The 26,217-nt window shown below is 67.5% G+C and carries 23 protein-coding genes and 1 tRNA gene; 16 read left to right on the top strand and 8 right to left on the bottom strand.

The window, feature by feature from the left end; all coding sequences use genetic code 11:
- Positions 1 to 146: 146 nt before the first annotated feature.
- The 11 genes from frr (at position 147) to lpxB (ending at position 12,583) form a co-directional block, all read left to right on the top strand.
- Positions 147 to 710 (top strand): ribosome recycling factor, encoded by a 564-nt coding sequence (gene frr, locus V5F74_RS01245; RefSeq protein WP_024279300.1) that lies wholly within the window; start codon positions 147 to 149, stop codon positions 708 to 710.
- A 112-nt stretch (positions 711 to 822) separates the two neighbouring features.
- On the top strand, positions 823 to 1,635 hold the full coding sequence (locus tag V5F74_RS01240) for an isoprenyl transferase (protein ID WP_029558278.1): 813 nt from the start codon (positions 823 to 825) through the stop codon (positions 1,633 to 1,635).
- 5 nt (positions 1,636 to 1,640) lie between these two features.
- Positions 1,641 to 2,453 (top strand): phosphatidate cytidylyltransferase, encoded by an 813-nt coding sequence (locus tag V5F74_RS01235; RefSeq protein WP_051679216.1) that lies wholly within the window; start codon positions 1,641 to 1,643, stop codon positions 2,451 to 2,453.
- A gap of 10 nt (positions 2,454 to 2,463) precedes the next feature.
- Complete coding sequence (gene dxr, locus V5F74_RS01230) at positions 2,464 to 3,633, top strand: 1-deoxy-D-xylulose-5-phosphate reductoisomerase (protein ID WP_394005788.1); 1,170 nt, start codon at positions 2,464 to 2,466, stop codon at positions 3,631 to 3,633.
- Positions 3,634 to 3,737: 104 nt separating this feature from the next.
- A complete protein-coding gene (rseP, locus tag V5F74_RS01225) occupies positions 3,738 to 4,895 on the top strand; it encodes an RIP metalloprotease RseP (protein WP_038193453.1) in 1,158 nt (385 codons plus the stop codon).
- Positions 4,896 to 5,101: 206 nt separating this feature from the next.
- The gene (gene bamA, locus V5F74_RS01220) at positions 5,102 to 7,600 is read left to right on the top strand and encodes an outer membrane protein assembly factor BamA (RefSeq protein WP_374251111.1); all 2,499 of its coding nucleotides are present in this window, start codon (positions 5,102 to 5,104) and stop codon (positions 7,598 to 7,600) included.
- A 456-nt stretch (positions 7,601 to 8,056) separates the two neighbouring features.
- Complete coding sequence (gene lpxD, locus V5F74_RS01215) at positions 8,057 to 9,154, top strand: UDP-3-O-(3-hydroxymyristoyl)glucosamine N-acyltransferase (protein ID WP_029558283.1); 1,098 nt, start codon at positions 8,057 to 8,059, stop codon at positions 9,152 to 9,154.
- Positions 9,151 to 9,657, top strand: coding sequence for a 3-hydroxyacyl-ACP dehydratase FabZ (gene fabZ / locus V5F74_RS01210; protein ID WP_394005785.1), 507 nt, complete (start codon positions 9,151 to 9,153; stop codon positions 9,655 to 9,657). The genes lpxD and fabZ overlap by 4 nt, the downstream gene beginning before the upstream one ends.
- Complete coding sequence (gene lpxA, locus V5F74_RS01205) at positions 9,657 to 10,463, top strand: acyl-ACP--UDP-N-acetylglucosamine O-acyltransferase (protein ID WP_394005783.1); 807 nt, start codon at positions 9,657 to 9,659, stop codon at positions 10,461 to 10,463. The genes fabZ and lpxA overlap by 1 nt, the downstream gene beginning before the upstream one ends.
- Before the next feature lie 3 nt (positions 10,464 to 10,466).
- Positions 10,467 to 11,390, top strand: a complete 924-nt coding sequence (locus V5F74_RS01200) for an LpxI family protein (protein WP_394005781.1) — start codon at positions 10,467 to 10,469, stop codon at positions 11,388 to 11,390.
- On the top strand, positions 11,387 to 12,583 hold the full coding sequence (gene lpxB / locus V5F74_RS01195) for a lipid-A-disaccharide synthase (protein WP_394005779.1): 1,197 nt from the start codon (positions 11,387 to 11,389) through the stop codon (positions 12,581 to 12,583). The genes V5F74_RS01200 and lpxB overlap by 4 nt, the downstream gene beginning before the upstream one ends.
- Positions 12,584 to 12,683: 100 nt before the next feature.
- Here lpxB and gltA read toward each other — a convergent pair whose 3' ends face one another.
- The 4 genes from gltA to V5F74_RS01175 form a co-directional block, all read right to left on the bottom strand.
- Positions 12,684 to 13,994, bottom strand: coding sequence for a citrate synthase (gene gltA / locus V5F74_RS01190; protein ID WP_024279289.1), 1,311 nt, complete (start codon positions 13,992 to 13,994; stop codon positions 12,684 to 12,686).
- Positions 13,995 to 14,163: 169 nt separating this feature from the next.
- Positions 14,164 to 14,814: a molybdenum cofactor guanylyltransferase MobA gene (gene mobA / locus V5F74_RS01185; RefSeq protein WP_394005777.1), complete on the bottom strand. Its 651-nt coding sequence runs from the start codon at positions 14,812 to 14,814 to the stop codon at positions 14,164 to 14,166.
- A gap of 98 nt (positions 14,815 to 14,912) precedes the next feature.
- Entirely contained in the window at positions 14,913 to 17,660 is a 2,748-nt protein-coding gene (locus V5F74_RS01180; protein WP_394005775.1) for a glycosyltransferase, read from the bottom strand.
- Between the two features lie 254 nt (positions 17,661 to 17,914).
- Positions 17,915 to 18,484 carry a hypothetical protein gene (locus V5F74_RS01175; protein WP_250166033.1) on the bottom strand — a complete coding sequence of 190 codons (570 nt, stop codon included), beginning with the start codon at positions 18,482 to 18,484 and terminating at the stop codon, positions 17,915 to 17,917.
- 137 nt (positions 18,485 to 18,621) lie between these two features.
- Here V5F74_RS01175 and V5F74_RS01170 point away from each other — a divergent pair, with 137 nt between their 5' ends.
- Positions 18,622 to 20,247 (top strand): glycoside hydrolase family 17 protein, encoded by a 1,626-nt coding sequence (locus V5F74_RS01170; RefSeq protein ID WP_394005773.1) that lies wholly within the window; start codon positions 18,622 to 18,624, stop codon positions 20,245 to 20,247.
- On the opposite strand, the gene V5F74_RS01165 is transcribed toward V5F74_RS01170, so the two are convergent.
- Positions 20,207 to 20,605, bottom strand: a complete 399-nt coding sequence (locus tag V5F74_RS01165; protein WP_394005771.1) for a hypothetical protein — start codon at positions 20,603 to 20,605, stop codon at positions 20,207 to 20,209. The two genes, V5F74_RS01170 and V5F74_RS01165, sit on opposite strands and share 41 nt — an antisense overlap.
- Positions 20,606 to 20,847: 242 nt before the next feature.
- On the opposite strand from V5F74_RS01165, the gene mgtE reads away from it, so the two are divergent.
- The 4 genes from mgtE to V5F74_RS01145 all read left to right on the top strand — a co-directional run bounded on the left by mgtE (position 20,848) and on the right by V5F74_RS01145 (position 23,221).
- Positions 20,848 to 22,278 (top strand): magnesium transporter, encoded by a 1,431-nt coding sequence (gene mgtE, locus V5F74_RS01160; RefSeq protein ID WP_024279283.1) that lies wholly within the window; start codon positions 20,848 to 20,850, stop codon positions 22,276 to 22,278.
- 118 nt (positions 22,279 to 22,396) lie between these two features.
- On the top strand, positions 22,397 to 22,651 hold the full coding sequence (locus tag V5F74_RS01155) for a hypothetical protein (protein ID WP_024279282.1): 255 nt from the start codon (positions 22,397 to 22,399) through the stop codon (positions 22,649 to 22,651).
- Positions 22,652 to 22,765: 114 nt separating this feature from the next.
- A complete protein-coding gene (locus V5F74_RS01150) occupies positions 22,766 to 23,071 on the top strand; it encodes an ETC complex I subunit (RefSeq protein ID WP_024279281.1) in 306 nt (101 codons plus the stop codon).
- Positions 23,072 to 23,144: 73 nt separating this feature from the next.
- Positions 23,145 to 23,221, top strand: a tRNA-Arg gene (locus V5F74_RS01145).
- Here the strand turns inward: V5F74_RS01145 and V5F74_RS01140 are convergent.
- The 3 genes from V5F74_RS01140 to V5F74_RS01130 form a co-directional block, all read right to left on the bottom strand.
- Positions 23,187 to 23,447 carry a hypothetical protein gene (locus V5F74_RS01140; protein WP_394005768.1) on the bottom strand — a complete coding sequence of 87 codons (261 nt, stop codon included), beginning with the start codon at positions 23,445 to 23,447 and terminating at the stop codon, positions 23,187 to 23,189. The genes V5F74_RS01145 and V5F74_RS01140 overlap by 35 nt on opposite strands.
- A gap of 34 nt (positions 23,448 to 23,481) precedes the next feature.
- Positions 23,482 to 24,642, bottom strand: coding sequence for a M20 aminoacylase family protein (locus V5F74_RS01135; protein WP_394005766.1), 1,161 nt, complete (start codon positions 24,640 to 24,642; stop codon positions 23,482 to 23,484).
- A gap of 81 nt (positions 24,643 to 24,723) precedes the next feature.
- Positions 24,724 to 26,091 (bottom strand): DUF3100 domain-containing protein, encoded by a 1,368-nt coding sequence (locus tag V5F74_RS01130; protein WP_394005764.1) that lies wholly within the window; start codon positions 26,089 to 26,091, stop codon positions 24,724 to 24,726.
- Between the last annotated feature and the right edge of the window lie 126 nt (positions 26,092 to 26,217).

Below are 26,217 nucleotides of genomic sequence, written 5' to 3'. Positions count from 1 at the left end.
CGTCCTGTCATGTCCGGGCAAGCCGCAACCTCGACCAGGGCTCCTCCCGCCGCGCCTTTCCCGCCAGGAACCGCGCGTTCGCATGGAATCAGAAACGTTTCCGTGCGAATGAAGCGTGCCCGCGATCTTGAAGACAGAGGATAGTCATGACCACCGGGACCTTCGACATGGCCGATCTCAAGCGCCGCATGCATGGCGCGGTCGGCGTGCTCAGGGACGAGCTGGGCGGCCTGCGCACCGGCCGTGCCTCGGCCAGCCTTCTCGAGCCGATCACGATCGAGGCCTATGGCGCGCGGATGCCGCTGAACCAGGTTGCCACCGTGTCCGTGCCCGAGGCCCGCATGCTCTCCGTGCAGGTGTGGGACCGCGGCATGGTGAACGCCGTCGAGAAGGCGATCCGCGATTCGAATCTCGGCCTCAATCCGGCGACGGAAGGCCAGGTGCTGCGCCTGCGCATCCCCGAACTCAACCAGGAGCGCCGGCAGGAACTCGTCAAGGTTGCGCACAAGTATGCCGAGGCCGCCCGGGTCGCGGTACGTCATGTGCGTCGCGACGGGATGGACCTGCTGAAGAAGCTGGAAAAGGACAGCGAGATGGGTTCCGATGAACTCGACCGCCTGTCCAAGGACGTCCAGAAGGCGACCGACGAGACCATCGCCGAGATCGATCAGACGCTCGCCCAGAAGGAAAAGGAAATCCTGTCCGTCTGAGCGGGGACAGCGGCGGCGGGAGGCCAGGGACGCGGTTGACCGGAGCCGGTCGGCCGCGACGGTTTGAGAGCCAACGCGGTTTGAGGACGAAGGTGTGAGCCCTGAGCAAGCCATGACCCTGCGCGCCGCGAGCGAAGCCGCTGTTCCCGGCCGGACGTCGCCGGCCGCCCCCGTGGCGGCCGGTCAGCCGACGCCCGCCGCGGCGCCCCGGTGCGTCCCGGTGCACGTCGGCGTCATCATGGATGGCAACGGCCGCTGGGCCACCTCCCGCAAGCTGCCGCGTGTGGAAGGGCATCGCCGGGGCGTCGAAGCGCTGCGCCGATGCGTGCGCGCCGCTCGTGAAATCGGCATCCGCTTCCTCACCATCTACAGCTTCTCCTCGGAGAACTGGTCGCGTCCCGTCACCGAGGTGACGGAGCTGATGCGCCTGCTGAAGTTCTTCCTGCGGCACGATCTCGCCGAGCTCAATTCCGCCAACGTGCGGGTGAAGGTGATCGGCGAGCGGGCGGGCCTTGCCCCCGACATCCGCCAGCTTCTGGACGATGCCGAGGCGCTGACCTCTACCAACACCGGGCTGACGCTGGTCGTCGCCTTCAACTACGGCGCGCGGCAGGAGATTGCCTCGGCCGTGGCGCGCATCGCGGCGGATGTGGCGGCCGGGCGGGTGAAGCCCGAGGACGTGGACGTGGAGATGATCTCCCAGCGGCTCGAAACCGCTGGCATCCCTGATCCCGACCTCATCGTGCGCACCTCCGGCGAGCAGCGGCTGTCGAATTTCCTGCTGTGGCAGGCCGCCTATTCGGAATTCGTGTTCCTGCCCATCTACTGGCCTGACTTCGACAAGGCCGCCCTCATCGCGGCCATCGACGAATATGCCCGGCGTGACCGGCGGTTCGGCGGCGTGACGCCTCGCCCCGGACCCTGACCCACGTGCATTTCGGCTCCGATCTCGGACATCGCACCCTTTCCGCCCTCGTGCTCGTGCCGGTGGTGCTCGCCACCGCTTGGTATGGCGGCATCCCCTTCGCCGTGCTGTGGGTGGCGGCCGGCCTTCTCGTTCTCAATGAATGGGCGGTGATCGCGCGCCTCGATCATCGCCCGGTCTATCTCGGCCTTGGCGGCCTCGGCATCGTTGCCGGCGGTGTGCTGGCGGTAATGGCCGAGCCCACCTGGGCCTTCAGCGTCGCCGTGCTGGGGGCTGCAGCCTGCAGCCTTGCCGTGCCGCGGCAGAGCGCGTGGGCCATGCTCGGGGTGCTCGCGGCGGCCAGCGCGGCCCTTCCGGTGGTGGTCTTGCGCGGCACCTCGCCGCTGGGCCTTTCCGCTGTGCTCTATCTGTACGCTATCGTCTGGGCGACGGACATCTTCGCCTATTTCACCGGCCGTGCGCTGGGGGGCCCGAAGCTGTGGCCGCGGGTGTCGCCGAACAAGACGTGGTCGGGGGCCATCGGCGGAACGCTGCTCGGCACCGTCTGCGGCCTCGCGGTCGCCTACGCCTCCGGCGCGCCGGCCTTGCTGCCGCTCACCGGCCTTTCCCTCCTGCTCAGCATCGTCAGCCAGGCCGGCGACCTCGCGGAATCGGCGTTCAAGCGCCTGTTCGGCGTGAAGGATGCGAGCCGGCTCATTCCCGGCCATGGCGGCCTGCTCGACCGGCTGGACGGCTTCGCGGCCGCCGCGCTGGTGGCGGTCGTCGTCGCGGTGCTCCGCAATGCGGGCGACCCGGCGACTGGCCTGCTTTTGTGGTAGGACGCTCCCCATGAAACGTCTCTCCGTGCTCGGGGCCACGGGCTCCATTGGCCATAGTGTCCGCAAGGTCCTCGCGGATGCGCCGGACCTCTACCGGGTCGAGGCCGTGGCCGGCGGACGCGACGCCGCAGCCCTTGCCGAGACCGCGCGAGCCCTGGGCGCCCGCTTCGCGGCGCTGGCGGACCCCGCCGGTGGCGCGGCGCTGAAGGATGCCCTTTCCGGCAGCGGCATCGCGTGCGGCGCGGGCCCCGAGGCGGTACTGGAAGCCGCGCGGCGGGATACCGACGTGGTGGTGAGCGCCATCGTCGGTTGTGCCGGCCTTGCCCCGACGGTCGCCGCGTTCGCGCCCGGCCGGCGCATCGCGCTTGCCAACAAGGAATGCCTCGTCGCCGCCGGCGCCTTCTTCATGGCCGAGGCGGCGCGGCTGGAAACCGAAATCCTCCCGGTGGATTCGGAGCACAACGCCATCTTCCAGGCGCTGGCGGCCGGTCCCCACAAGGCGGTGGAGAAGATCACGCTCACGGCATCCGGCGGTCCCTTCCGCCTCAAGAGCCGGGAGGAGATCGCCCGCGCCGTGCCGCAGGACGCGCTGAAGCATCCCAACTGGAACATGGGCGCCAAGGTCACCATCGATTCCGCGACGCTCATGAACAAGGGGCTGGAGCTGATCGAGGCCCAGCACCTGTTCTCCGTCACCGCCGACCAGCTCGACGCGGTGGTGCATGCCGAGTCGGTCGTGCACGGCCTCGTCTCCTTCATCGACGGATCGGTGACCGCAGGGCTGGCACTGCCTGACATGTGCGTGCCCATCGCCCACTGCCTCGCCTATCCCGAGCGGGTGGCCACCTCCTGCCGCAAGCTCGACCTCGTGGCCCTCGGCAGCCTCAGCTTCGAAGCGCCCGACGTCAGCCGATTCCCGGCGCTCGCTCTTGCCCGCGCGGTGCTGAAGCAGGGCGGTATGGCCGCCACCGTCCTCAATGCCGCGAACGAGATCGCCGTCGCGGCCTATCTCGAGGGCCGGATCGGCTTTTACGGCATCACCGATATCGTCGGGGCGACCCTCGACCGCATCAATGGTGGTCCGGCACCTTCGAGCATCGCCGATGCGCTGGAGGCAGACCAGCTTGCGCGCCGCACGGCCTCCGGACTCCTGCCCAAGTTTGCCGCAAAGGCGTCCTAAGAGCGGTCTTCGGCCGCGCGGGGCCGGTGTCCCGAGGCTGGCGAGCGCGGGATAAGTGTGTAGGGTTAGCCCGCCTGCGGGCGCCCGGGAGAAGAGGAACGATGATGGACGTGATTTCCGGTCTCGGTGCGAACCTTGGCACGCTGTCCTCCACTCTTCTCGGTTACGTCATCCCTTTCCTGTTCGTCCTGACGCTGGTGGTGTTCTTCCACGAGCTCGGCCATTTCTGGGTGGCGCGCCGCGCCGGCGTCCGGGTCGTCACCTTCTCGCTGGGCTTCGGACCGGAGATCGTCGGCTTCAACGACCGGCACGGCACCCGCTGGCGCATCGCCGCGGTGCCCCTTGGCGGCTACGTGCGTTTCTTCGGCGATGAAGACGCGGCGTCCACGCCCGATGCCGCGCGCCTCTCCCAGATGACCGCGGCCGAGCGCAACGAAAGCTTCTTCTACAAGCCGGTCGCCTGGCGCGCGGCCATCGTCGCCGCCGGTCCCGTCGCCAACTTCCTGCTGGCGATCGCCATCTTCGCCATCGTCTTCATGGTGTTCGGCAAGCAGGTGACGGCACCGCGTGTGGATCAGATCAACCCCGGCAGCGCCGCGGAAATGGCCGGGTTCAAGCCCGGCGATCTCGTCCTCGAGATCGACGGCGCGAAGGTGGACAGCTTCTCGGACATGCAGCGCATCGTCGGCTCCCACGCCGGCCAGCCGCTCGCCTTCACCGTCGAGCGCGGCGATCGGCAGGTCACGCTCACGGCCACGCCCGAGCTGAAGGAGGTCAAGGACCCCTTCGGCAACAGTCACCGCACCGGCCTTTTGGGAATCTCGCGCTCGCTGGCGGCGGGCGACGTGACGACTCAGCGTTTCGGCCCGGTCGAGGCCATCGGCATGGGCGTGCAGGAAACCTGGTTCGTGGTGGCCCGCACCTTCGATTACCTCGGCGGCCTCGTGGCCGGGCGCGAGTCGGCCGATCAGCTCGGCGGACCCATCCGCATCGCCCAGGTCTCCGGGCAGGTCGCGACATTTGGTATCGGAGCACTCCTTTCCCTGGCGGCGGTGCTGTCTGTGTCTATCGGATTGCTTAACCTCTTTCCCATCCCGCTGTTGGATGGCGGACACCTTCTGTTCTACGCTTTCGAGGCGATCCGTGGCCGCCCGCTGAGTGCGCGGACGCAGGACATCGGCTTCCGTATCGGCCTTGCGCTGGTGCTCATGCTGATGATCTTCGCCACTTGGAACGACGTGCTGCATATTGCTGCAATGTAAGGGATTTTGATTTGTCGCACCGGGGTCGTGGCGAGCGCGCAACGGTCCCCGGAAAAGGGCAGTCTTCAGCCGCGGCTTGGTTTGCACCTGCGGTAAAAGCCTGTACAAGCGGCAACGCAGGGTGAGAATCCGTCCCTGTGCCCGGTGCGTTTGTCCGGGGAAGGCGGCGGGTTCGAGAACAACGAAATTTCAAGGTTGCGCACCATATGACTGCTAAGCTCCGGGTCCTGAGAAATCTGGCCGCCGCCTTTGGTCTCGCCGCCTGCGTTGCGGCGGGTTCGGTGGCCGGTTCTCTCGTCGTGGCGTCCCCCGCCGCAGCCCAGTCCAGCTCCATCGTGGTTGAGGGCAACCGCCGTGTGGATGCGGATACCATCCGCTCCTATTTCGGCTCCGGTCCCTATACGGCCGCCAAGATCGACGAGGCCTGGAAGGCGCTCTATGCCACGGGCCTGTTCTCCGACGTGCAGATCAATCAGTCCGGCGGCCGCATCGTGGTGCGGGTGGCCGAGAACGAGGTGATCAACCGCGTCGTCTTCGAGGGCAACAAGAAGATCAAGGACGAGGTGCTGGAGGGCGAGGTTCAGTCCAAGCCCCGTGGGCCGTTCAACAAGTCGGTCGTTCAGGCTGACACCCAGCGCATCATCGAGATCTATCGCCGGTCGGGCCGCAGCGACGTGCGCGTGAACCCGGTCACCATCGACCGCGGCAACGGCCGTGTCGATCTGGTCTTCGAGATCAAGGAAGGCGACAAGACCGGCATCAAGGACATCAAGTTCGTCGGCAACAAGGCCTTCTCGGACTGGAAGCTGAAGGACGTCATCTCCACGACCCAGACCAACTGGCTGTCGTTCCTGAAGTCCACTGACGCCTATGATCCGGACCGGGTGAACTCGGACCAGGAGTTGCTGCGCCGCTTCTACCTGAAGAACGGCTATGCCGACTTCCGCATCATCGGCGCGACCGCCGAGCTCGATCCCGCCGGCGGCGGCTATGTCCTCACGTTTACGTTGGAGGAGGGCGACCAGTACCGCTTCGGTAAGGTCGACGTGATCTCCAACATCCGCGATCTCTCCGCGGACTCCCTGAAGCGCGTGGTGCGTGCGCAGGATGGCCAGATCTACAACGCCGAACTCGTCGAGAAGTCGGTCGAGAACTTGACCATTGAGGCGTCCAAGTCCGGCTACGCCTTCGCCCAGGTGCGTCCGCGCGGCGATCGCGACTTCCAGGCCAAGCTCATCAACGTCGCCTTCGTGCTTGAGGAAGGCCCGCGGGTTTACATCGAGCGGATCGAGATCCGCGGCAACACCCGCACCCGCGACTACGTCATCCGGCGTGAGTTCGATATCGGCGAGGGCGATGCCTACAACCGCGTGCTGGTCGATCGGGCCGAGCGCCGGCTGCGCAACCTCGGCTACTTCAAGAACGTGAAGATCACCACCGAGCCCGGCTCCGCGCCTGATCGCGTGATCCTCGCGGTGGACGTGGAAGACCAGCCCACGGGCGAGTTCTCCATCTCCGGCGGCTACTCGACCGCGGACGGCATCATCGGCGAGGTGTCGCTGGGTGAGAAGAACTTCCTTGGCCGCGGCCAGTACGTGAAGGTCTCCGGCACGCTGGGCCAGTACTCGCAGGGTGCGGAATTCTCCTTCACCGAGCCCTACTTCCTCGGCTATCGCCTCGCGGCCGGTTTCGACCTCTACTGGAAGAACACCGAGACCACCAGCTACACGCCTTACGGCACCAACATGGTCGGTGGCGGCCTGCGCTTCGGCCTGCCCATCACCGATGAAATCACGCTGGCCCTGCGCTACAACCTCTATCAGCGCTCGATCAACCTCTGCAGCAACTACGGCGATGTTGGCACGCTGCCCTACAGCTACTGCGCCACGTCCATCTCCTGGGCCATTCGTGATGCAGCTGCTCAGGGCGCGACCATCACTTCGGCGCTGGGCTACACGCTGTCGTTCAATTCGCTCGACAACAACCAGAGCCCGACCCAGGGCATCTACGCCGAGCTGAAGCAGGACCTGGCGGGCGTGGGCGGCGATGTGAACTTCATCCGCACCACGGGTGACTTCCGCCACTACACCCCGCTGCCGTACGACAGCGTGCTCATCCTGCGCGCACAGGCTGGCTATGTCTCGTCCTGGGGCAATCAGGACTTGGACGTGCTGGACAACTTCTACATGGGTCCGAACCTCGTCCGCGGTTTCGCGCCGTCCGGTATCGGTCCCCGCGATATCGCGCCCTGCGCGGCATCGAACGCCGGCACGCCGCTCTCCTACAATTGCTACAACAACCAGCTGAACGCGCTCGGCGGCACGACCTACTGGGGTGTCTCCGCGGAAATCCAGTTCCCCTTCGCCTTCCTTCCCAAGGATATCGGCATGAAGGGCGCGATCTTCGCAGACGCTGGCTCGCTGTTCGACTACGGCGGTCCGACGAAGTTCCCTGGCGTGTACAACTGGGACGGCAGCAACTTCTACGGCAAGCCGAACCTGGTGAACTGCCCGAGCGTCGGCAAGACTTGGGGCTACAACAACGTCTGCGTCTATGACGACGACGCGATCCGCTCCTCGGTCGGTGTCAGCTTGATCTGGCAGTCGCCCTTCGGTCCGCTGCGCTTCGATTATGCCTGGGTACTCTCGCAGGCCCAGTTCGACCAGACCCAGGCGTTCCGCTTCTCAGGCGGTACCCGCTTCTGATCTGGCTCTACGGAAGAGCTGCGGCGGCGGTTGCTTCCGAAGCTCCAACGGGATGAGACCTCTTCCCTGCCTCTCCGGTGCGTTGCATCGGGGAGGCAGTGTCGTTATGGGAGAGGCGCATTTCCACCACGCGAGCAAGCTCCTGCAGCACCGCCTCTCCTGCGAGACCTTCCGCCACGCGCTTTCTTCCGCGTCACGGTGCCGTGGTCGTCGTTCCGCCTTGCTGATCCCGCGCCAGCCAACCCCACGATCATCCGTAAGGGCGAATGCCGCACTGCCGGGTGGTGCCGGCAGCTGGGCACCTGCCCGATGCAATGTCTTGCTCAAGGCTGCCCCCGCTGCGGTTGAGGCCGACCTGCGGCTGGGATTTGCGCGTGCTTGGGGCTTGCCCGGAGGCCTCCTTGGCGCGTACGTGAAACCTCCTGTTCCGTCCTCCGGCGTCTGGGCGTATCCGTCATGAGTCACGACCTCTTCTTCCCGCTTCCGGAGCCGCTGACCCTCGCGGAAGTAGCAGCCCTCTCGGGAGCGCGGCTTGCCGCTTCGAGCCCCGCGGAGGAGGCTGAGCTCGGTGCCCGGCGCATCAGCGGCCTCGGCACGCTGGAAACCGCCGGCCCCGACGAACTCGCCTTCTGCGATTCCTTCCTGTTCGCGGAGAAGCTCGGCAGCGTGCGCGCTGGCGCGCTCATCACCTCCGATCGCTTTGCCCCCAAGGCTCCGGCCGGCCTGCCCCTGCTGATTGCACCGCGTCCGGCCGCCGCCTTCCTCGCCGTGTCGCGGCGCATGTTTCCGGCCGCGCTCCGCCCGCTGCCGATCTTCGGCCATGAGGGTGTCGCGCCCGGCGCTCAGGTCCATCCGAAGGCGCGGCTGGAGGATGGGGTAACGGTCGATCCGGGCGCCGTCATCGGCCCCGGCGCCGAGATCGGCGCGGGCACTGTCATCTGCGCCGGCGCCATAGTCGGTCCGAACGTGCGCATCGGCCGCAATTGCGCCATCGGACCCGGTGCCAGCGTGATCCACGCCTATCTGGGCAACGGCGTCATCATCCATGCCGGCGCGCGCATCGGCTCCGACGGCTTCGGCTACCAGCCGAGCCCGGCGGGCCATGTGAAGGTGCCCCAGCTCGGCCGGGTGGTGGTGCAGGACAATGCCGAGATCGGCGCCAACACCACCATCGATCGCGGCGCCATCACCGACACGGTGATCGGCGAGGGCACCAAGATCGACAATCTGGTGCAGATTGCCCACAACGTGGTGATCGGCCGCCATTGCATCGTGGTGTCCCAGACCGGCATCTCGGGCTCCACCACGCTCGGTGATTTCGTGATGCTCGGCGGGCAGGTGGGGGTGGTCGGCCATGTCACCATCGGCACCGGCGCGCAGATCGCTGCTTCCAGCAACGTGAAGGGCGACGTGCCCCCCGGCGTGCGCTGGGGCGGTTCGCCGGCTAAGCCTGTGCGTGAGTGGTTCCGCGAGGTGGCGACGCTCAGGCGCATCGCCGCCGCCGGCGCCCGCCGGGGCAAGGACGACGAGGAAGGGGAAGGACCGCAGGAATGAACGACACCACGCGCGCAGCCGGCAAAGCCGGCGCGGCCCAGGCCGAAGCCCCCAAGGTGCTCGGCAGCGCGGACATCCAGAGGGTGCTCGCCTGCCTGCCGCACCGCTATCCCATCCTGATGGTGGATCGCGTGGAGCAGATCGACGGCGATCTCTCCTGCATCGGCGTCAAGAACGTCACCGCCAACGAGCCGCACTTCCTCGGCCACTTCCCGGGCAATCCGGTGATGCCGGGTGTGCTCATCATCGAGGGCATGGCGCAGACCGCGGGCGTCGTCTGCGTGCTGGGCAAGGAAAACAAGGAAAAGCCCTCGCTGGTCTATTTCATGACCATCGACGAGGCGAAGTTCCGCCGTCCCGTCGTGCCGGGAGATGTGCTCGAATACCACATGACCCGCATCAGCCGCCGCCGCAACATGTGGTGGTACCGAGGCGAGGCCAAGGTGCGCGGCGAGCTGGTGGCCGAGGCCAAAGTCGGCGCGATGATCGTGGAGAACAGCTAGTGGCGAAGATCGATCCCACCGCCCGGGTGGAGAACCCGGCGGGGCTCGCGGATGATGTCGAGATCGGTCCTTATGCCATCCTCGGTCCCGATGTGGTGCTCGAAGCGGGCGTGAAGCTGCACGCCCATGTGGTCATCCAGGGCGTCACCACCATCGGTGCGCGCACGCAGGTCTTCCCCTTCGCCTCTCTGGGGTCCGCGCCCCAGTCGGTGCATTACAAGGGCGAGCCGACGAAGCTCGTGATCGGCACGGATTGCATGCTTCGCGAGCACGCGACCGCTAGCACGGGCACGGTGGGCGGCGGCGGCATCACGCGCATCGGCAATGGCGTGATGATGATGACGGGCTCCCATGTGGGCCACGACTGCACGGTCGGCAACGGCGTCATTTTCGCCAACAATGCTGTGCTCGGCGGCCATGTGAGCGTCGGTGACTTCACCTTCCTCGGCGGCCAGTGCGCGGTGCACCAGTTCACCCGCATCGGCGCCCAGTGCATGATTTCCGGCCTCACCGGCGTGCGTGAGGACGTGATCCCCTTCGCCAACGTGCTCGGGCAGGCCGGCAAGCTTGTGGGCCTCAACGTGGTGGGCATGAAGCGGCGCGGCTTCACCAAGTCCGACCTGCACGCGGCCCGCGCGGTCTACCGCGACCTCTTCTTCGGCGAGGGCACGTTCGATCAGCGCCTCGATAAGGTGCGGCAGATGGTCGGGGAATCGGCGTTCGCGGCGGCCGTGGTGGCCTTCATCGATGCCGACCGCAAGCGCCCGATCTGCCATCCCGCGCGGGGCGTCATCAAGGAGGATTGAGCCGTGGGCCTGCCGGGGGAAGACGGGCAAGGGCGTGCCGGGGCGGCGCGCCGCCCGGATGCGTCCGGCCCCTGTGCGGCGCAGAAGCAGACCCCGCTCGGCATTGTCGCCGGCAGCGGCGCCTTTCCTGCGGCGGTCGCGGAAGCGGCCGGGGCAGAGGGCCGCGAGGTCGTGCTGCTCCTCATCCAGGGATTTGCCGATCCGGCGCTGGAGCGCTATCCGCACCGCTGGTTCCGGCTCGGCTCGCTTGGCTCCGTCACAGCGTGGGCGCGGGCGCGCGGGGTGCGCGAGGTGGTGATGGTGGGTGCGCTCACCCGCCCGCGTGTGCGCGACCTCGGTTTTGATTTCACCATGCTGCGGCTGCTGCCGCGCATCGCCCGCCTGTTCCGCGGCGGCGACAACCACCTTCTCTCGGGCGTGCTGGGCCTGGTTTCGGAACAGGGCTTCACCTTGGTCGGCGCGCACGAGGTGGCCCCGCGCCTGCTGCTGCCGCAGGGCGTGCTGGGCGCGCGCACACCCAGCGAGACCCAGCAGGCGGATATCGCGCGTGGTCTGGATGTCATCCGTGCCCTCGGCCCATTCGACGTGGGGCAGGGGGTGATCGTGGTGGACGGGCTGGTGGCGGCGGTCGAGGCGGCCGAGGGGACCGACCAGATGCTGGCGCGCTACGGCGAGATGCGCCGTTCCGGCCGTCTGCGCTTCGCCGCCGGCAAGGGCGTGCTGGTGAAGGCGCCGAAGCCGGGCCAGGACCGCCGGGTGGATCTGCCCTCCCTCGGCCCGCAGACCGTGACGCGCGCGGCGGAGGTCGGCCTGGCCGGCATCGCTTTCGAGGCGGGCGGGGCCATCGTGCCGGATGCGCAGGCGCTGGTGGAGGCCGCAGACGCGGCCGGCCTGTTCGTCGCCGGCATCGGAGGGCACACCGCGTGACCCCGCAGAACGGTACGCGCCAGCCGAAGGTCTTTGTCGTCGCGGGTGAGGAGTCCGGGGACCAGCTCGGCGGCGCGCTGATGGAAGCGCTGGTCGAGGCCGCGCCGGGCGCATCCTTCCGGGGGGTCGGCGGCCGGCGCATGGGCGCGTGCGGGCTCGAAAGCCTCTATCCCATGGAGGACCTGACCGCCATCGGCATCGCCGCCGTGGTCGGCAAGCTGCCCACCATCCTCCGGCGCTTGAAGGAGACGGTCGAGGCGGTGCTGGCCGACCCGCCTGATGTGCTGGTGCTGGTAGATGCGCCGGACTTCACCCACCGCGTGGCGGCGCGGGTGCGGGCGCGCAACCCGAACATTCCCATCGTCAAATATGTCTCGCCCACCGTGTGGATCTGGCGGTCCGGGCGGGCGGCGGCCATGCGGCCCTATGTGGACGCGCTGCTGGCCCTGCTGCCGTTCGAGCCCGAGGTCCATCGCAAGCTGGGTGGGCCGCCCACCTTCTATGTGGGCCATCCCCTGCTGCAGCGGCTGGACGAATTGCGGCCGTCGCCCGCGGAAGCCGAGCGGCGGCGGGCGAAGCCGCCGCTGGTGCTGGTGTTGCCGGGCAGCCGGCGGCGGGAGATTTCGCGCATCGGCGCGGATTTCGGCGCGGCGCTGGCCGAGGTCGGTCGCGCCCACGAGATGGAACTGGTGCTGCCCACCCTGCCGCGGCTGGAGGGGCTGGTGCGCGAGACCATCGCCAGCTGGCCGCTGAAGCCGAGCATCGTGACGAACGAGGCGGAGAAGCTGGAAGCCTTCCGTTCCGCCCACGCCGCGCTCGCCGCCTCCGGCACGGTGACGCTGGAACTGGCACTCGCCGGCATTCCCCACGTTGCCGCCTACCGCATCGGCTGGCTGGAGGCGCAGATCGGCCGGCGGGTGCTGAAGGGCACAACGGTGATCCTGGCCAATCTGGTGGCGGGGGAGAATGTGGTGCCGGAGTTCCTGCAGGAATATTGCACGGTGCCGGCGCTCGTCGGTGCCCTCGGCAGTCTTCTGGAGGACAGCCCGGCGCGGCAGCGGCAGGAGGCGGCGTTCGCCAGCTTCGACGACATCTTCGGCATCGCCGGCCCAAGCCCCAGCGCGCGCGCGGCCGAGGTGGTGCTGCGCCTCGCGCGGGACGGCCGCCCCGGCGCCCTGCCGTCACCGGGCTGAAGCGCTGGTGCAGCCACACTGATCCTCAAACGAAAAACGCGGCCCGAAGGCCGCGTTTTCCTTTTTCAGACGATCTCCAGCGCTCACTTGCGCTTGGAGATCACTTGCGCTTGGACATGGCCACGTAGTCGCGCTGGGCGGCGCCGGTGTAAAGCTGGCGGGGACGGCCGATGCGCTGGCTCGGGTCCTCGATCATCTCCTTCCACTGGCCGATCCAGCCCACGGTGCGGGCGAGGGCGAACAGCACGGTGAACATGGTGGTGGGGAAGCCCATCGCCTTGAGGGTGATGCCCGAATAGAAGTCGATGTTCGGGTAGAGCTTCTTCTCGATGAAGTAGTCGTCGTGAAGCGCGATGCGCTCCAGCTCCACGGCCACGTCGAGCAGCGGATCGTCCTTGATGCCGAGCTCGGTCAGCACTTCGTGGCAGGTCTGCTGCATGATCTTGGCGCGCGGGTCGTAGTTCTTGTAGACCCGGTGGCCGAAGCCCATCAGGCGGAAAGGATCGTTCTTGTCCTTCGAGCGCTTGATGTATTCGGGGATGCGGTCCACGGAGCCGATCTCGGCCAGCATCTTGAGGGCCGCCTCGTTGGCGCCGCCGTGGGCGGGGCCCCACAGGCAGGCGATGCCGGCGGCGATGCAGGCGAAGGGGTTGGCGCCGGAGGAGCCGGCGAGGCGCACCGTGGAGGTGGATGCGTTCTGCTCGTGATCGGCGTGGAGGATAAAGATTTTATCCATCGCCTTCGAGAGAATGGGGTTGACCTTGTATTCCTCGCACGGGACAGCGAAGCACATGCGCAGGAAGTTCGACGTATAGTCGATATCGTTCTTCGGATAAACGAACGGCTGGCCGATGGAATACTTGTAGGCCATGGCCGCCAGCGTCGGCATCTTCGCGATCATGCGGATCGATGCGATCAGGCGCTGGGTGGGGTCGGAAATGTCGGTGGAGTCGTGATAGAAGGCCGAGAGCGCGCCGACCGAAGCCACCATGATGGCCATCGGGTGGGCGTCGCGGCGGAAGCCCTGGAAGAAGCGGGTCATCTGCTCGTGGACCATCGTGTGATTGGTCACGGACTTGTCGAATTCCGCCTTCTGCGCCGCAGTGGGGAGTTCGCCGTAGAGCAGGAGGTAACAGGTCTCGAGGAAGTCACCGTTCTCGGCGAGCTGCTCGATGGGGTAGCCGCGATAGAGCAGCACGCCTTCGTCGCCGTCGATGTAGGTGATCTTGCTTTCGCAGGAAGCGGTCGAGGTAAAGCCGGGGTCGTAGGTGAACATCCCCGTCTGGCCGTAGAGCTTGGAGATGTCGACCACGTCGGGTCCGATGGAGCCTTCGTGGATCGGAAGGTCCCAGCTCTTCTCCCCCAAGCTTAGCTTGGCCGCTTTTGCCCCGGTGTTGGTGGTGGCGTCCATGGATCCCTCATCCTTTGGGCGGACAGACCCCGTTTTCGGCGGAGGGCCGGAGGTGGCGGTCCGGTCTCCGAGCGGCAAGTCCGTCTCCGCTCCGGCATCTTCGCGAATGCGAAGCCGCCGTCCTGCAGTCCTAAACCCTCCCCAATCCTGCCGCAAGCATGACCATGCTTCATTGGCGGGCAGCGAGGCGTTTCTCTGCAATGGCAAGGTCTTCCGGCGTGTTCACGTTGAAGAATGGGTCATCCGGAAGGCCATCCCACGACACCGTTACGGCATTGAGGGTATCGAGGAGAAGCCCGACTTTCAGCCGTCCCGCCTCAAGGCTTTGCCGCAGCGCGGCGCGAGCCGCTGCCGGCCACAGGGCGATGACGGGATGGCGCTGTCCACCCGATGCCGCGCACACAATGGTGCCGGTTTCCCGGTGCCGCTCCGTCAGCCGGGCGACGAGATCGTGCGGCAGGAACGGCGTGTCGGCGGCGACGGTGACGAGGCTTGAGGCGGGCGCGATCTGCGCCAGATGGTCAAGGCCCGCCAGAACCCCGGCGAGCGGTCCCGGATAGCCTGCGATCGTATCCGGCAGCACCGGGAGGCCGAATCTCTCATAGGTCCCGGCGGGGGCGTTGGCGTTGATGAGGAGGGGGCCGGCCTGCGGCCTCAGGCGTTCGATGACGTGCGCGATGAGGGGCCGGCCTCCCAGTGCCACCAGCGGCTTTTCCGCGGCCCCCAGTGCCGGCGCATTGATCCGCCGGCCAAGGCCCCCAGCCAGGATCAGGGCGGGGGGAGCCGGGGAGGGTGGGGGGCTGGTCGGCTGCTCGGGCATCGCGGCTCAGGACGCCACCGTTCCGGGCGGCGCAGGGGAGGACAAACGAAAACGCCCGGCACGAGGGCCGGGCGTTCGGTTCAGGTCAGCGGCCCCCGTCAGTCCACGACGGCGCGGCGCGCGTTGAGGCCGAGGCGGCGGGGCACCGCCGAAAGCTTGGCGCCGACGGCCCGCCAAGTGGCGAAGTCATTGAGGCGCGAGGGCTCGAAGGCGCCGATGATCGCCGCGGCCACGAACGGCAGGCTCTGCACCAGCAGGGCGATGCCGTAGAGGTTGATCTCGCGGATATGGCGCCAGTCGTTGGAGGTCTTCACGATGGTGGAGCCCGGCAGGTTGTTCGCCACCAGCATGTAGGTCCCCGCCGCGATCAGCAGGCCACCGATGATGGCTTCCGGCAGGGCCGGGAAAGAGCGGGCCGCGCCGGCGAGCCAGTTGTTGCCCTTGGCGGTGCGGGCGAAGGCGAGGTCTTTGTAGCGGAACCCGTCGAACACCGCCTTGGCCACCGTGAACTGCACCGCGCTGGCCGCCACCGCCGCGCCGAGCATGCGCATCGGCGTGGTCTCCACCCTGAGGCGGTACAGGCTGATGAAGTGCAGCACGTACACCAGGAAGGTGATGAGGATGGGCAGCGTCAGCACGTGGGCCGGCACGGAAATGGAGAAGTAGGCGACGAAGGGCACGAACAGCAGCGAGGCAACGGCCATGAAGGCGCCCACCGATTCCGAGCCGAGCCAGGAAATCCAGCCGAGCACGAAGTGCCGCTTCTGCGCCGTGGTCAGGCGGGAATTGCCCGGCAGGAACCGGCGCCAGTGCTTCTTGATGATCTGGAAGCCGCCGTAGGCCCAACGGTGACGCTGCTTCTTGAACGCCTCGAACGAGTCGGGGAGCAGGCCATAGCCGTAGCGCTTGCGGGTGTAGTGGGTCTTCCAGCCGTTCTCGGCGATGGACAGGCCGAGATCAGTGTCCTCGCAGATGGTGTCGGACGACCAGTTGCCGGCCTCCACCATGGCTGCGCGGCGGATGAGGCACATGGTGCCGTGGACGACGATGGCGTCGTCCTCGTTGCGTTGCACCATGCCGATGTCGAAGAAGCCGGCATATTCGGCGTTCATCGCCTCGTGCAGCGGGCTGCGATGGGCATCGCGGTGATCCTGCGGCGCCTGGACGAGACCGACGGTCGGATCGTCGAAGGCGGGCACGAGGTCCTTCAGCCAGTCGGGCGTCACCACATAGTCGGCGTCGATGACGCCGATGATCTCGGCATCGGGGGCCGTCGCATCGAGGGCGATGCGCAGGGCACCGGCCTTGAAGCCCGCCACCTTCTCGGCGTTGATGAACTTGATGTGGTCGCCGAGCGTGGCGCAGTGGGCGCGCACCGGCTCCACCATCGCCGGGTCCGGCGTGTTGTTGACGATGATGATCGCCTCGTAGTTGGGATACTCCAGCCGGGCGAGGGCATCGATGGTCTGGATCAGCATCTCCGGCGGCTCGCGATAGGCGGGCACGTGGATGGAGACCTTGGGGAAGCGCGAGGGGGCGGCGTGCTTCTGCTCTTCGACGAGGCGCTTGGGGCCGCTGCCGAAGGCCACCGCCGCCAGTTCCTCGATGCGATAGAGCAGGACGAACACCAGCGGCACCAGCATCACGACGCTGAGGGCAAGGGTGAGGTAGTCACCGCCGCTGACGTAATGGTTGAGCCAGTAGTCCACCACCAGCGCCAGCCATGCGGCGACGCCGTTGGCCGAGGCAGCCAGCACGAGGCCCTGCGTCACGGTGAGGTCACGCATGCGCAGCAGCGGCAGGGTGAAGAGCACGCCCAGCAGCAGCGCCAGGATGGCGGTCTGGTTGTAGGTCTTCTCGAAGATCGGGCCGGTGAGGGGGAACTTCAGGGTGCGGTCCGCATCGAACACGCCCCAGTACTGGCCCACCGAGCCTTCGTTCTGCTTCTTGGGCAGGTCGAAGGCCTCGATGATGTTGTACTCGATGCCCAGCGCATCGGCGCGGGCGACGAAATTGCGGATGATCTTGGCCTGCTCCATGGGATCAGGCACGGAGGCGCCACGGTTGTAGCCGTGCGAGGGCCAGCCGAACTCGCCGATCACGACGCGCTTGCCGGGATAGGCGGCGCGCAGGCGGTTGTAGGCGTTGATGGTGTAGTCGACCACCTGATCGGCCGGCACGTCTTCCCAGTAGGGCAGGATGTGGGCGAGGATGAAGTCGACGGACGCTACCAGCTCGGGCGCATCCGGCTCCAGCCAGGTGTTCCAGATTTCACCGGTGCTCACCGGCACGTTGACCTGACGCTTCACCTTGCGGATGACGGCGGCAAGCTCGGACTTCGACATATCGCCGCGCAGGACCGTCTCGTTGCCGACGATCACCGCGTTCACGTTGCGGTTCTGGCGGGCGACCTTGACGACGCCGTCGATCTCGATGTCGTTGCGTTCCTTGACGGTGACCTTCTTGCCGGTCGCCTTGTCGACCACTTCAATCGGCTTGCCCGTATCCTTGTCGACTTCCCGGTTGAGATAGGCGCCGGCGGTCACGCGCAGGCCCTGCTCGGCCGCGATGGGGGCGATCAGCTCTTTGCCGTTGGTGGACGAATAAGTGCGCACGCCGCGGCTGTAGGGCGCGACCACCGCCATGTCCGAGCGCACCTGCGCTTCGGTGGTGGGGGCGTCGCCTTCCGGGCTCATGTTCCGCGCGAAGGGCGCGAAGGACAGGCTCTGGAAGCGGTCCGTGATGTTCGGAGCGCTCGCCTCGGGACGCATGGAAAGCCACATCGCGGCGTGGAACGAGGTCACAACCGCAATGACCGCTGCCGCAGCAGCAAGACCGGGACGCATGGCGAGGCCCACCCATAGGGGAAGTCGGAACCCAACGCTGGCTTAAGGCACAGGTTCCAGAGGACGTTTCCGGGAATTACGCGAACGTACCAGGGCACCCTTTCGACCTGCCCCAAGGTCGGCATTGCAGCATTAATGGTAAATTTACGCTGCAATGCATCGAGACACTAACACTCTCACGCAGAGAGATAAATCCCGATCATGGCGCCTCTTCGACGACGCTGCGTCAGCCGAGTGTCTGCGCAATGATCTGATTATTGCGCAGCGCCGGCAGGGGCGGCCGGCGCGGCCGGCGCTGCGCCTGCCGCAGGGGCCGGTGCGGCGGCGACAAAGTCAGGGTTCACCCAGCACTGCTGCGCACGGGCCGCGACCTTCTCGCCGGCCTTGGTGTCGATCTTGCCCTGCCGCACGAGGCAGCGCACCGCCACCTTCAGATGCTCGGTGGGGCAGCCGAAGCGCTCGTAGAATTCGAGATGCCGCCGCGCGGTGTCCACGTCGTCGTTCCAGATCAGTGCGGCGATCCGCCGCCCGGTGAAGACGCATTCGGGCAGGCCGGCCGCGCCGGGCAGCTTCGCCGCCTCGTTGAACTCCTCAACCGAGCGGCGCTGCTCGGCCACGGCGGCCTTCTGCTCGGCGGTCAGCTCCGCCGGCGGCTTCTGGTCGGTCGGCTGGGTCTGGGCCGAGGCCGGCGAGAGGCACGCGAAAACGATTGCGGCCGCGAGCAGCGGGAGGCGGTAGGGGTGCATGAGGATCATGATCTCGAGAAAATGGTCGGCGGGCGCCGCGCCCGACACCCTAGGAGAAGGGAGAGAATTTGTCAGCATGACGGCGCGTCCTTCAGCACATGTCGTATGGAGAGCGTGGCTTTCGCCTACCGTCCGCCATGGTCGAGGCGGAGGCTTCACACCGCCCGCCCAACGCTCTATGTGGCGCGGGGAACACCTTCACCTCTGGAGACGAGATGCCTTCCTCCATGCGGCTGCCTCTGGTGCTGGCGCTCCTGGTCTGCGGCGTCATCGCCGGCCTGTGGACCTATCTCGGACGTCCGGTGGACATGCCCCCGTCGCCACTGGCTGCGGGAGAGAAGCTGCCCTGCGTTTCCTATGCCCCGTTCCGTGATGGCCAGTCGCCGTTCCAGAAGGGGTTGGTGATTCCCGAGGCCCAGATCGAGGAGGATTTCGTCCGCCTCGCCCAGATCACGTCCTGCGTGCGCACCTATTCCATCGAGATGGGCCTCGACAAGGCGCCGGCGCTGGCCCGCAAGCACGGCCTCACCATGCTGCTCGGCATCTGGCTGGGGCCGGACGCGAACCGCAACCGCATCGAGCTTGAGACCGGCATCCGCCTCGCGAAAGAAAATCCGGACGTGGTTAAGGCCGTCGTCGTCGGCAACGAGGTGCTGCTGCGCGGTGAGATGTCGGCGACCGAACTTGCCAACGTGCTCGCCCGCGTGAAGCGGGAGGTGGGCGCCGTGCCCGTCACCTATGCCGATGTGTGGGAGTTCTGGGAGCGCAACAAGGGCCTCACCGAGAACGTGGATTTCGTCACCATCCACATCCTGCCTTACTGGGAGGACCTGCCGGTCTCCGCCGAGGATGCCGGGCCGCATGTGGACGAGATCCGCCAGCGCATGGCCGAGGCCTTTCCCGGCAAGGAAATTCTCATCGGCGAAACCGGCTGGCCCAGCTCCGGCCGCATGCGCGAGGATGCGCTGCCCTCGCCCGCCAACCAGGCGCGGGTGATGCACGACGTGGTGGCGCTGGCCAAGCGCCAGGGCTACCGGGTCAACGTCATCGAGGCCTTCGACCAGCCGTGGAAGCGGCGCAGCGAGGGCACGGTGGGCGGCCACTGGGGCGTGATCGACGCCGACACGCGCCTGCCCAAGTTCGCCTGGGGCCAGCCGGTGGAGGATTTCCCGGGCTGGCGCATGCATATCGCCGTCGGTCTGCTGTCTGTCGTTGCGGTGTTCGGCTCGGCCCTCGCCGCCGCCCGCCGCCGCGAGGAGCCGGTGCGGCCGATGGAATGGTACGCCATCGCCGCCATCGCCCTGTTCGGCGGGGCGACGCTCGGCGCTGCGCTCTCGGCGCTGCCGCTGGAAAGCCTCGGCTTCGTCGGCTGGCTGCGCAACGGGCTCATCCTTGCCGCCGCCGTCGCGGCCATGGTGACGATGCCGGCCGTGATCATGCGCGGGCAGGGGCTCGCCCCCTTCTCGGTGGCGCTTGATTCCCGCCGCTGGACGGCGACCTCGGGTGCCGCCGTCGCGGCCGCTGCGGTGCTGGCGCTGGCCACGATCGCGGTGGGATCGGTGGCGTTCGAGCTGGTGTTCGATCCGCGCTACAAGGATTTCCCGGTGTTCCCGCTCACTGCGCTGGTGGCGGCGGTCGCGGCGCCCCTGCTCGTGCGGCGGGCGGATCGCGACGGCGCGGGTCTTGCCGAGATGATCGCCATGTGGGGCCTGCTGGTCGCCGGCCTCTATGTGCCGCTCAACGAGACCCTCGCCAACTGGCAGGCGGCCTGGTTCGGCGCGCTCTGCCTCGTCATGGCCTTCACGCTGTGGCGGGTCCAGGCCGTGCAAAGGAGAGGATGAGCATCATCGCCGCCAGCGCGCCGGCGACCTCGTTGTGAAAGACGAGGGCGAAGCTCGCGAACACCATGCCCACCGAGAAGGTGGCAAGGCCCGGCGCCAGAAGCTGGATCAGCGCCACCACCAGCGCCACGCCGCCGAACACGTTCCACGCCGACAGCGCCAGCACCGCCGCGCGACCGTAGCAGCCGGCGCTTTCCAGCCCCGCCTCGCAGGCGAGGGAGACGAGGGTCGGCTCCACCACCATGTAGCGCATGTAGACCGCCCAGCCGACGGCGCCCATGCCGAGCGGAATCATCCAGTTGAGCGTGCGCGGTCCCGGGCGGAAGAGCGGGCGCTCGGAATAGGGCAGGGTGTTCATCTGACGATATCTCCGGCAGGCCGGGGTGTTCATAGTGACATGGAGACCGCCCGGTCCAGCGAAAAGGGGTGATGTCCCGCGGAAGGCTTCACAAACGCCGCAGGGATCACTAGACGCAGCGGGAGGGACCTGCCCCTTCGTCGTCGCGCGAAGCGGCCGGCCCCCAGCCATCCCCAGACCCCGTGCCCTGCTTCCGCGCCGGAGGCGGGCGCCCATCCCGCCTGACCCACCGGGAGGAGCCTATGCGCGACGATGCTGATCCGGCCGCCGCCGAGGCTGCCGACCCGGCCGGTGCCGCGCTCGCGCCTCTCACGGTGCGCGACGAGGAGGGCAATCTCTCGGACGCCTTCCGCAGCCGGGTCGAGGAGGCCATCTCCGCCCGCGACGTGGACGCGCTGAAGGCGCTCGCGAGCGATCTGCACGAAGCCGATATGGGCGACCTCATCGAGGAGCTGGATGCCGACGAGCGGCGCCGGCTCATCGAGATGCTGGGGCCGGCCTTCGATTTCACCGCCCTGACCGAACTGGACGAGACCGTCCGCCTCTCCATCCTGCGCAGCCTCTCGCCGCTCACCGTCGCCCGCGGAATGCGCGACCTTGATTCGGACGATGCGGTCTACATCCTCGAAGATCTCGACGAGGATGAGATGGCGGCGGTTCTGGAGCACCTTCCGGCGCCGGAGCGGGTCGCCCTGCAGCGCTCCCTCGACTATCCGGAAGAAAGCGCCGGCCGGCGCATGCAGACGGAGTTCATCGCCGTCCCGCCGTTCTGGACCGTTGGCCGCACCATCGACTACATGCGCGAGACGGCCGACCTGCCGGACACCTTCTATGAGGTGTTCATCGTCGACCCCGCCTATCGACTCGTCGGCTCCGTTCCCCTCGACCGGCTGCTGCGCACCCGCCGCCCAGTGCTGATGAGCGCGGTGAAGGCCGAGCAGGCCAAGGTGGTGAAGGCGTCCGAGGACCAGGAGGACGTGGCGCGCATGTTCGAGCGCTACAACCTCGTCTCCGCCCCTGTCGTGGACGATGCCGGGCGGCTCGTGGGCGTCATGACCATCGACGACGTGGTGGACGTGATCCAGGAAGAGGCAGACGAGGACCTGCGCGCCCTCGGCGGCGTGCGCAGCGACGAGGAATTGTCGGACACGGTGGCCTTCACCGCCCGCAGCCGGCTGCCCTGGCTGGTGGTGAATCTCGGCACCGCCTTCGTCTCGGCCTCCATCATCAGCCTGTTCGAGGGCACCATCGAGAAGATGGTGGCGCTTGCCATCCTCATGCCCATCGTCGCCTCCATGGGCGGCAATGCCGGTACCCAGACCATGACGGTGGCGGTGCGCGCCCTCGCCACCAAGGAATTGTCCAGCCACAACGCCCGTCGCATCGTGTTGCGCGAGGTGCTGGTGGGGCTGGTGAACGGCACGACGCTCGCGTGCCTGCTCGGCCTCATCGCCGGATTCTGGTTCGCCAACGTCCATCTCGGCGTGGTGATCTCCTCGGCGCTGATCCTGAACATGGTCGCCGCCGGCCTGTTCGGTATCCTCATTCCCATCGTCATCGCGAAGCTCAAGCTGGATCCCGCGGTGGCCTCGGGGGTGTTCGTCACCATGGTGACGGACACGGTGGGATTCTTCGCCTTCCTCGGCCTCGCCACATGGTGGTTCGCCACTTGATCGGCCCGGCTTGCATTCGCCTGCGATCTCCTCAACAAGGGTGCGCCCGACGCGGGGCGTCGGCGGGAGTTGGTGAAGGGTGAGCAGGATGCGGAAGACGGCGCAGAAGTTGGCGGCGATGGCAGTGGCCGCAGGGCTCCTCTCGACGGCTCCCGCTCTTGCCGACAAGGCCGCCGCCGAACGCTGCGCGGCCAAGCTTTCCAACGATGCCCGCGCGATCTACGTGGCCAGCGCGCCCCTGCTGGTGAAGGGCGCCGACGGCCGTGCGGTCGTCACCGAGCAGACCCGCTCGCTGGTACTCTCCGGCAAGGTGAGCCACCTCACCGCCGCTCAATCGGCTCAGGCGGCCGCCGACTGTCTGGTCCTGCGCTGAGGCATCTCGGAACTGGGCGCGGCGCCGTGTTCGGTTGCCTCGCCCGCGCGGCTTCACTATAGACGAAACGGGCTGCCCGGCAGGGGCTGTCCGGCATTCTGACGGGTTCGAACCATGGTCGCTCGCATCTACAAGCCGTCGCGCAACGCCATGCAGTCCGGCGTGGCGAAGACCAAGCACTGGGTGCTCGATTACGAGCCGGAGCATGCGCGCCGCGTGGAGCCCCTTATGGGCTACACCTCTTCGGCCGACATGCGCAGCCAGATCCACCTGTCCTTCGAGACGAAGGAAGAAGCGGTGGCCTACTGCGAGAAGCGGGGCATCCCGTACCGCGTGTACGAGCCGCATGAGGCCGGGCGCCGCCGCATGGCCTATTCCGACAATTTCGCCTTCAATCGCACCGGCCAGTGGACCCACTGAGCCGGCAGCGTCCCGATCCCCACCGGGAAAGGCGCTTCCGCTGTGCGGCCGCCCGCCGTAAAAGGCGGATCGGGGCCCCGTAGCTCAGCTGGATAGAGCAAGTGCCTTCTAAGCACTAGGTCGCAGGTTCGAGCCCTGCCGGGGTCGCCATGCTCATATTTTTCTCCTTATAATCCAAATTGTTAGTGGTTAAGGTGTCTAGCCTCGGGTGCGGGTTGGACACTTTCTCGTTCCCCCCCATTCCGTAGGCCGACGCCATGGCCTGTTCGGCGAGGCGCACTTGGCTGGGCGTCACGTTCCGCTTCGGCGTGAACATCCGCTGGCTGAGGCGCGCGTCGGGCAAGGTGACGGCGGTCGAGACCGGAACGGGTGACATTGCAGGCGCTCTCTTCATCGCCGCGCCTGCCGGCTCAGGCCGCGAGCGCCTGCCGTGCCAGCGCCGCCCAATAGGCCGGGCCGATGGCGAGCGCGTCGTCGTTGAAATCGTAGGCGGGATTGTGCAGCGGCTTCGAGGGGCGCGCGCCATCCACACCGAGCCAGACATAGGCGCCGGGACACGCCTGAAGCATGTAGGCGAAGTCCTCCGCCGCCATGGACGGTTCCACGTCGCCCACCCTGCGCGTGATGGCGGGCACATGAGCCCCGGCCGCCAGTGCCACGGGCACCGCATCGGCCCAGTTCACGGTGGCCGGATAGCCTTCAAAATAGTCCAGCTCCGCCTGTGCGCCGTGGCTCGCGGCGATGCCCGGCACCATGCGGGCCATGAGGTCGGCGATGGTCCGGCGCTCCGTCTCCCCGAGGCATCGCACCGTGCCGCGCAGGGTGACAAGATCGGGGACGACGTTCCAGGCGTCGCCGCCGTGCATCTGCGTCACGCTCACCACCGCCGGGGCGAGGGGAGAGAGGCGGCGGCTGACGATGGTTTGAAGCGCGAGAACAATTTCAGCCGCCGCCGTGCACGGATCGATGCCGAGATGCGGCATGGCGGCATGGGTGCCCGCGCCGCGCACGCGGATTTCGAACGTGTCCATGGAGGCCATGATGGCGCCGGGCCGCGTCGCCAGCGTGCCGAGCGGCAGCCCCGGCCAATTGTGGAGGCCCCACACGCTCTTGCAGGGAAAGGCGGTGAACAGGCCGTCCTCGACCATCCGCCGCCCACCGCCCGCGCATTCTTCGGCCGGCTGGAAGATGAAATGTACCGTGCCGGTGAAATCCCGATCCGCCGCCAACAGATGCGCCGCGCCGAGCAGCATGGCCACATGCCCGTCATGGCCGCAGGCATGCATGGTGCCGGGTGTGCGCGAGGCATAAGCGACGCCGCTCGCCTCGAGGATCGGCAGCGCGTCCATGTCCGCCCGAAGGCCGATGGCCGGGCCGCCGCCGCGATGGAGCGTGCCCACCACCCCGGTGCCGGCGAGGCCGGTGGTCACCTTGAGGCCGAGGGCTGCCAGCTCGCGTGCCACCACATCCGCGGTGCGGGTCTCCTCGAACGCGAGTTCGGGAAAGGCATGCAGGTCATGCCTGAGGGCGACGAGGCGGGCTGCGAGGTCCGGGGGGACATGGGTGGTCATGGCGTGCTCGGGGTGGGGGGATATGGCGACAAGGCCCGTGCTCATGCACGGGCCTTGCCGGTGATCGGGATGCGCGGCGGATCAGACCGGCGGGTGCATGAAGAACTGCGCGATGAGCGCCGCACCGAGGAAGGTGCCGGCATTGGCCATCAGCGACACCACCACGATGCGCCAGCCGAGGCGGCGGAAGGTCGGAACGTCCTTGGCGATGGACAGGCCCGCGAAGGCGAGGATGGGGGTCGCGAGGGCGAGGAAGTTGATCTTGCCCGTGAGCGCCGCCACATCGACTGCGACCGGCCCGCCGGGATAGGTCAGCGCCATGCCGATGGCCGAGACCCACACCACCGCCGGCAGGCGACGGCCGGTGACCCCGTAGAGGCCGTAGCCCGCCATCACCACGCCGAGGATGATGGCCATGCCTGCCACCACGTTGCCGTCCACCGGGGTCTTGTAGGTGATGGCGTTGCCGATGAGGCCATAGGCGCCGATCAGCACCCAGCCGGCGATGATGGCGAGGACGCTGAGCTTCATCTCCGCGTGCGGCGCCTCGACCGGAGCGGCATCGGCGGGGATGGCGGCTTTGCGGCTGCGGCCGAGGATGGGCTCCAGCTTGCTGTAGGCCCAGAGCGTGAAGGGCAGCGAGAGGAACAGGGTGAAATAGGTGCCGATGGTGGTGGTGATGAGGTTGCTGGCCGCCGCGAAGGTGGCCACGTCCTTCGCCATCTCCGGCGTCTGCTGCGCGGCGATTGCGCCGGAGGCGGCGGCCATCATGCTGCCGGAGCCGACCCCCGCACCCATGGCCAGCGCCAGCGGGTTGAAGATGTTCAGGCTGGCGATGAAGCTCGCGAGGATGGCGATGAACACCGCGCCGAACACGGTGCCGGTGATGTATTCCGCCAGCACGCCGCGTCCCTCCGGGCTATCCATGCCGAAGCGCTCGCCGATGATGGCGAGGCTCGGCTCGCGCCCCACCGAGAAGGTGGCGCCGATGGCTTCGCGCTTGATGCCGAGCAGCAGCGCCACCGGCAGGCCGAACACCATGGTGCCGAAGAAGTGGCCGAACTCCTGGAACACCAGCGACCAGCCGGCCGACAGGATCTTCGGCACCGAGCCGCCCACCAGAAGGCCGAGCTTGGCGATGAAGATGAGCAGCGTCGGCTGCAGGAAGGCGGAGGCGAGCCGCTGCTCGCTGACCGACATCTTCAGCACACCTGGCATGCGGGGGGCGGCAAGGCCCAGGGCGGCGCCGCACAGCAACGCCCACAGCAGCGGCAGCAGCACGATCTTGTTGGAGCCGAGGGGAATGGTGACGTTGCCGATGGTCTCGGCGATGACCACCGCCGCGAGCGCGAACAGGAACAGGCGCACCGGCCCTGCGATGCCCAGCCCTTCATGCCCTGCATCCGCAGGCGCAAATCCGTTGTCCTGTAGTCCTAAGCCCTTGCTCATGGTGATCCCCTGTGCCTGCGCGGCCGTGTCTGGAAAGGTCGATGTTTTTCTTGGGTGTTTTTCTTGGATCTCGCGGGCCCCGGCGGCAGGCGCCGCCGAGACATGGTGTCGGTGAGGGCACCGGGA

Source organism: Xanthobacter aminoxidans (assembly GCF_043193615.1).
Classification (GTDB): Bacteria; Pseudomonadota; Alphaproteobacteria; order Rhizobiales; family Xanthobacteraceae; genus Xanthobacter; species Xanthobacter aminoxidans.
This window is presented reverse-complemented; position numbering and strand designations above follow the sequence as displayed.

Bases quoted from the DNA above. Each gene is read 5' to 3' on its own strand.
- dxr (WP_394005788.1), top strand. From the start codon at position 2,464: ATGAAACGTCTCTCCGTGCTCGGGGCCACGGGCTCCATTGGCCATAGT.
- V5F74_RS01135 (WP_394005766.1), bottom strand. From the start codon at position 24,642: ATGACCACCCATGTCCCCCCGGACCTCGCAGCCCGCCTCGTCGCCCTC.
- V5F74_RS01130 (WP_394005764.1), bottom strand. From the start codon at position 26,091: ATGAGCAAGGGCTTAGGACTACAGGACAACGGATTTGCGCCTGCGGAT.
- V5F74_RS01150 (WP_024279281.1), top strand. From the start codon at position 22,766: ATGGTCGCTCGCATCTACAAGCCGTCGCGCAACGCCATGCAGTCCGGC.
- mobA (WP_394005777.1), bottom strand. From the start codon at position 14,814: ATGCCCGAGCAGCCGACCAGCCCCCCACCCTCCCCGGCTCCCCCCGCC.
- bamA (WP_374251111.1), top strand. From the start codon at position 5,102: ATGACTGCTAAGCTCCGGGTCCTGAGAAATCTGGCCGCCGCCTTTGGT.
- V5F74_RS01140 (WP_394005768.1), bottom strand. From the start codon at position 23,447: ATGTCACCCGTTCCGGTCTCGACCGCCGTCACCTTGCCCGACGCGCGC.
- rseP (WP_038193453.1), top strand. From the start codon at position 3,738: ATGGACGTGATTTCCGGTCTCGGTGCGAACCTTGGCACGCTGTCCTCC.
- gltA (WP_024279289.1), bottom strand. From the start codon at position 13,994: ATGGACGCCACCACCAACACCGGGGCAAAAGCGGCCAAGCTAAGCTTG.
- lpxD (WP_029558283.1), top strand. From the start codon at position 8,057: ATGAGTCACGACCTCTTCTTCCCGCTTCCGGAGCCGCTGACCCTCGCG.
- V5F74_RS01170 (WP_394005773.1), top strand. From the start codon at position 18,622: ATGCCTTCCTCCATGCGGCTGCCTCTGGTGCTGGCGCTCCTGGTCTGC.
- V5F74_RS01240 (WP_029558278.1), top strand. From the start codon at position 823: ATGACCCTGCGCGCCGCGAGCGAAGCCGCTGTTCCCGGCCGGACGTCG.
- fabZ (WP_394005785.1), top strand. From the start codon at position 9,151: ATGAACGACACCACGCGCGCAGCCGGCAAAGCCGGCGCGGCCCAGGCC.
- V5F74_RS01175 (WP_250166033.1), bottom strand. From the start codon at position 18,484: ATGCTGACAAATTCTCTCCCTTCTCCTAGGGTGTCGGGCGCGGCGCCC.
- mgtE (WP_024279283.1), top strand. From the start codon at position 20,848: ATGCGCGACGATGCTGATCCGGCCGCCGCCGAGGCTGCCGACCCGGCC.
- V5F74_RS01180 (WP_394005775.1), bottom strand. From the start codon at position 17,660: ATGCGTCCCGGTCTTGCTGCTGCGGCAGCGGTCATTGCGGTTGTGACC.
- V5F74_RS01155 (WP_024279282.1), top strand. From the start codon at position 22,397: ATGGCAGTGGCCGCAGGGCTCCTCTCGACGGCTCCCGCTCTTGCCGAC.
- V5F74_RS01165 (WP_394005771.1), bottom strand. From the start codon at position 20,605: ATGAACACCCTGCCCTATTCCGAGCGCCCGCTCTTCCGCCCGGGACCG.
- frr (WP_024279300.1), top strand. From the start codon at position 147: ATGACCACCGGGACCTTCGACATGGCCGATCTCAAGCGCCGCATGCAT.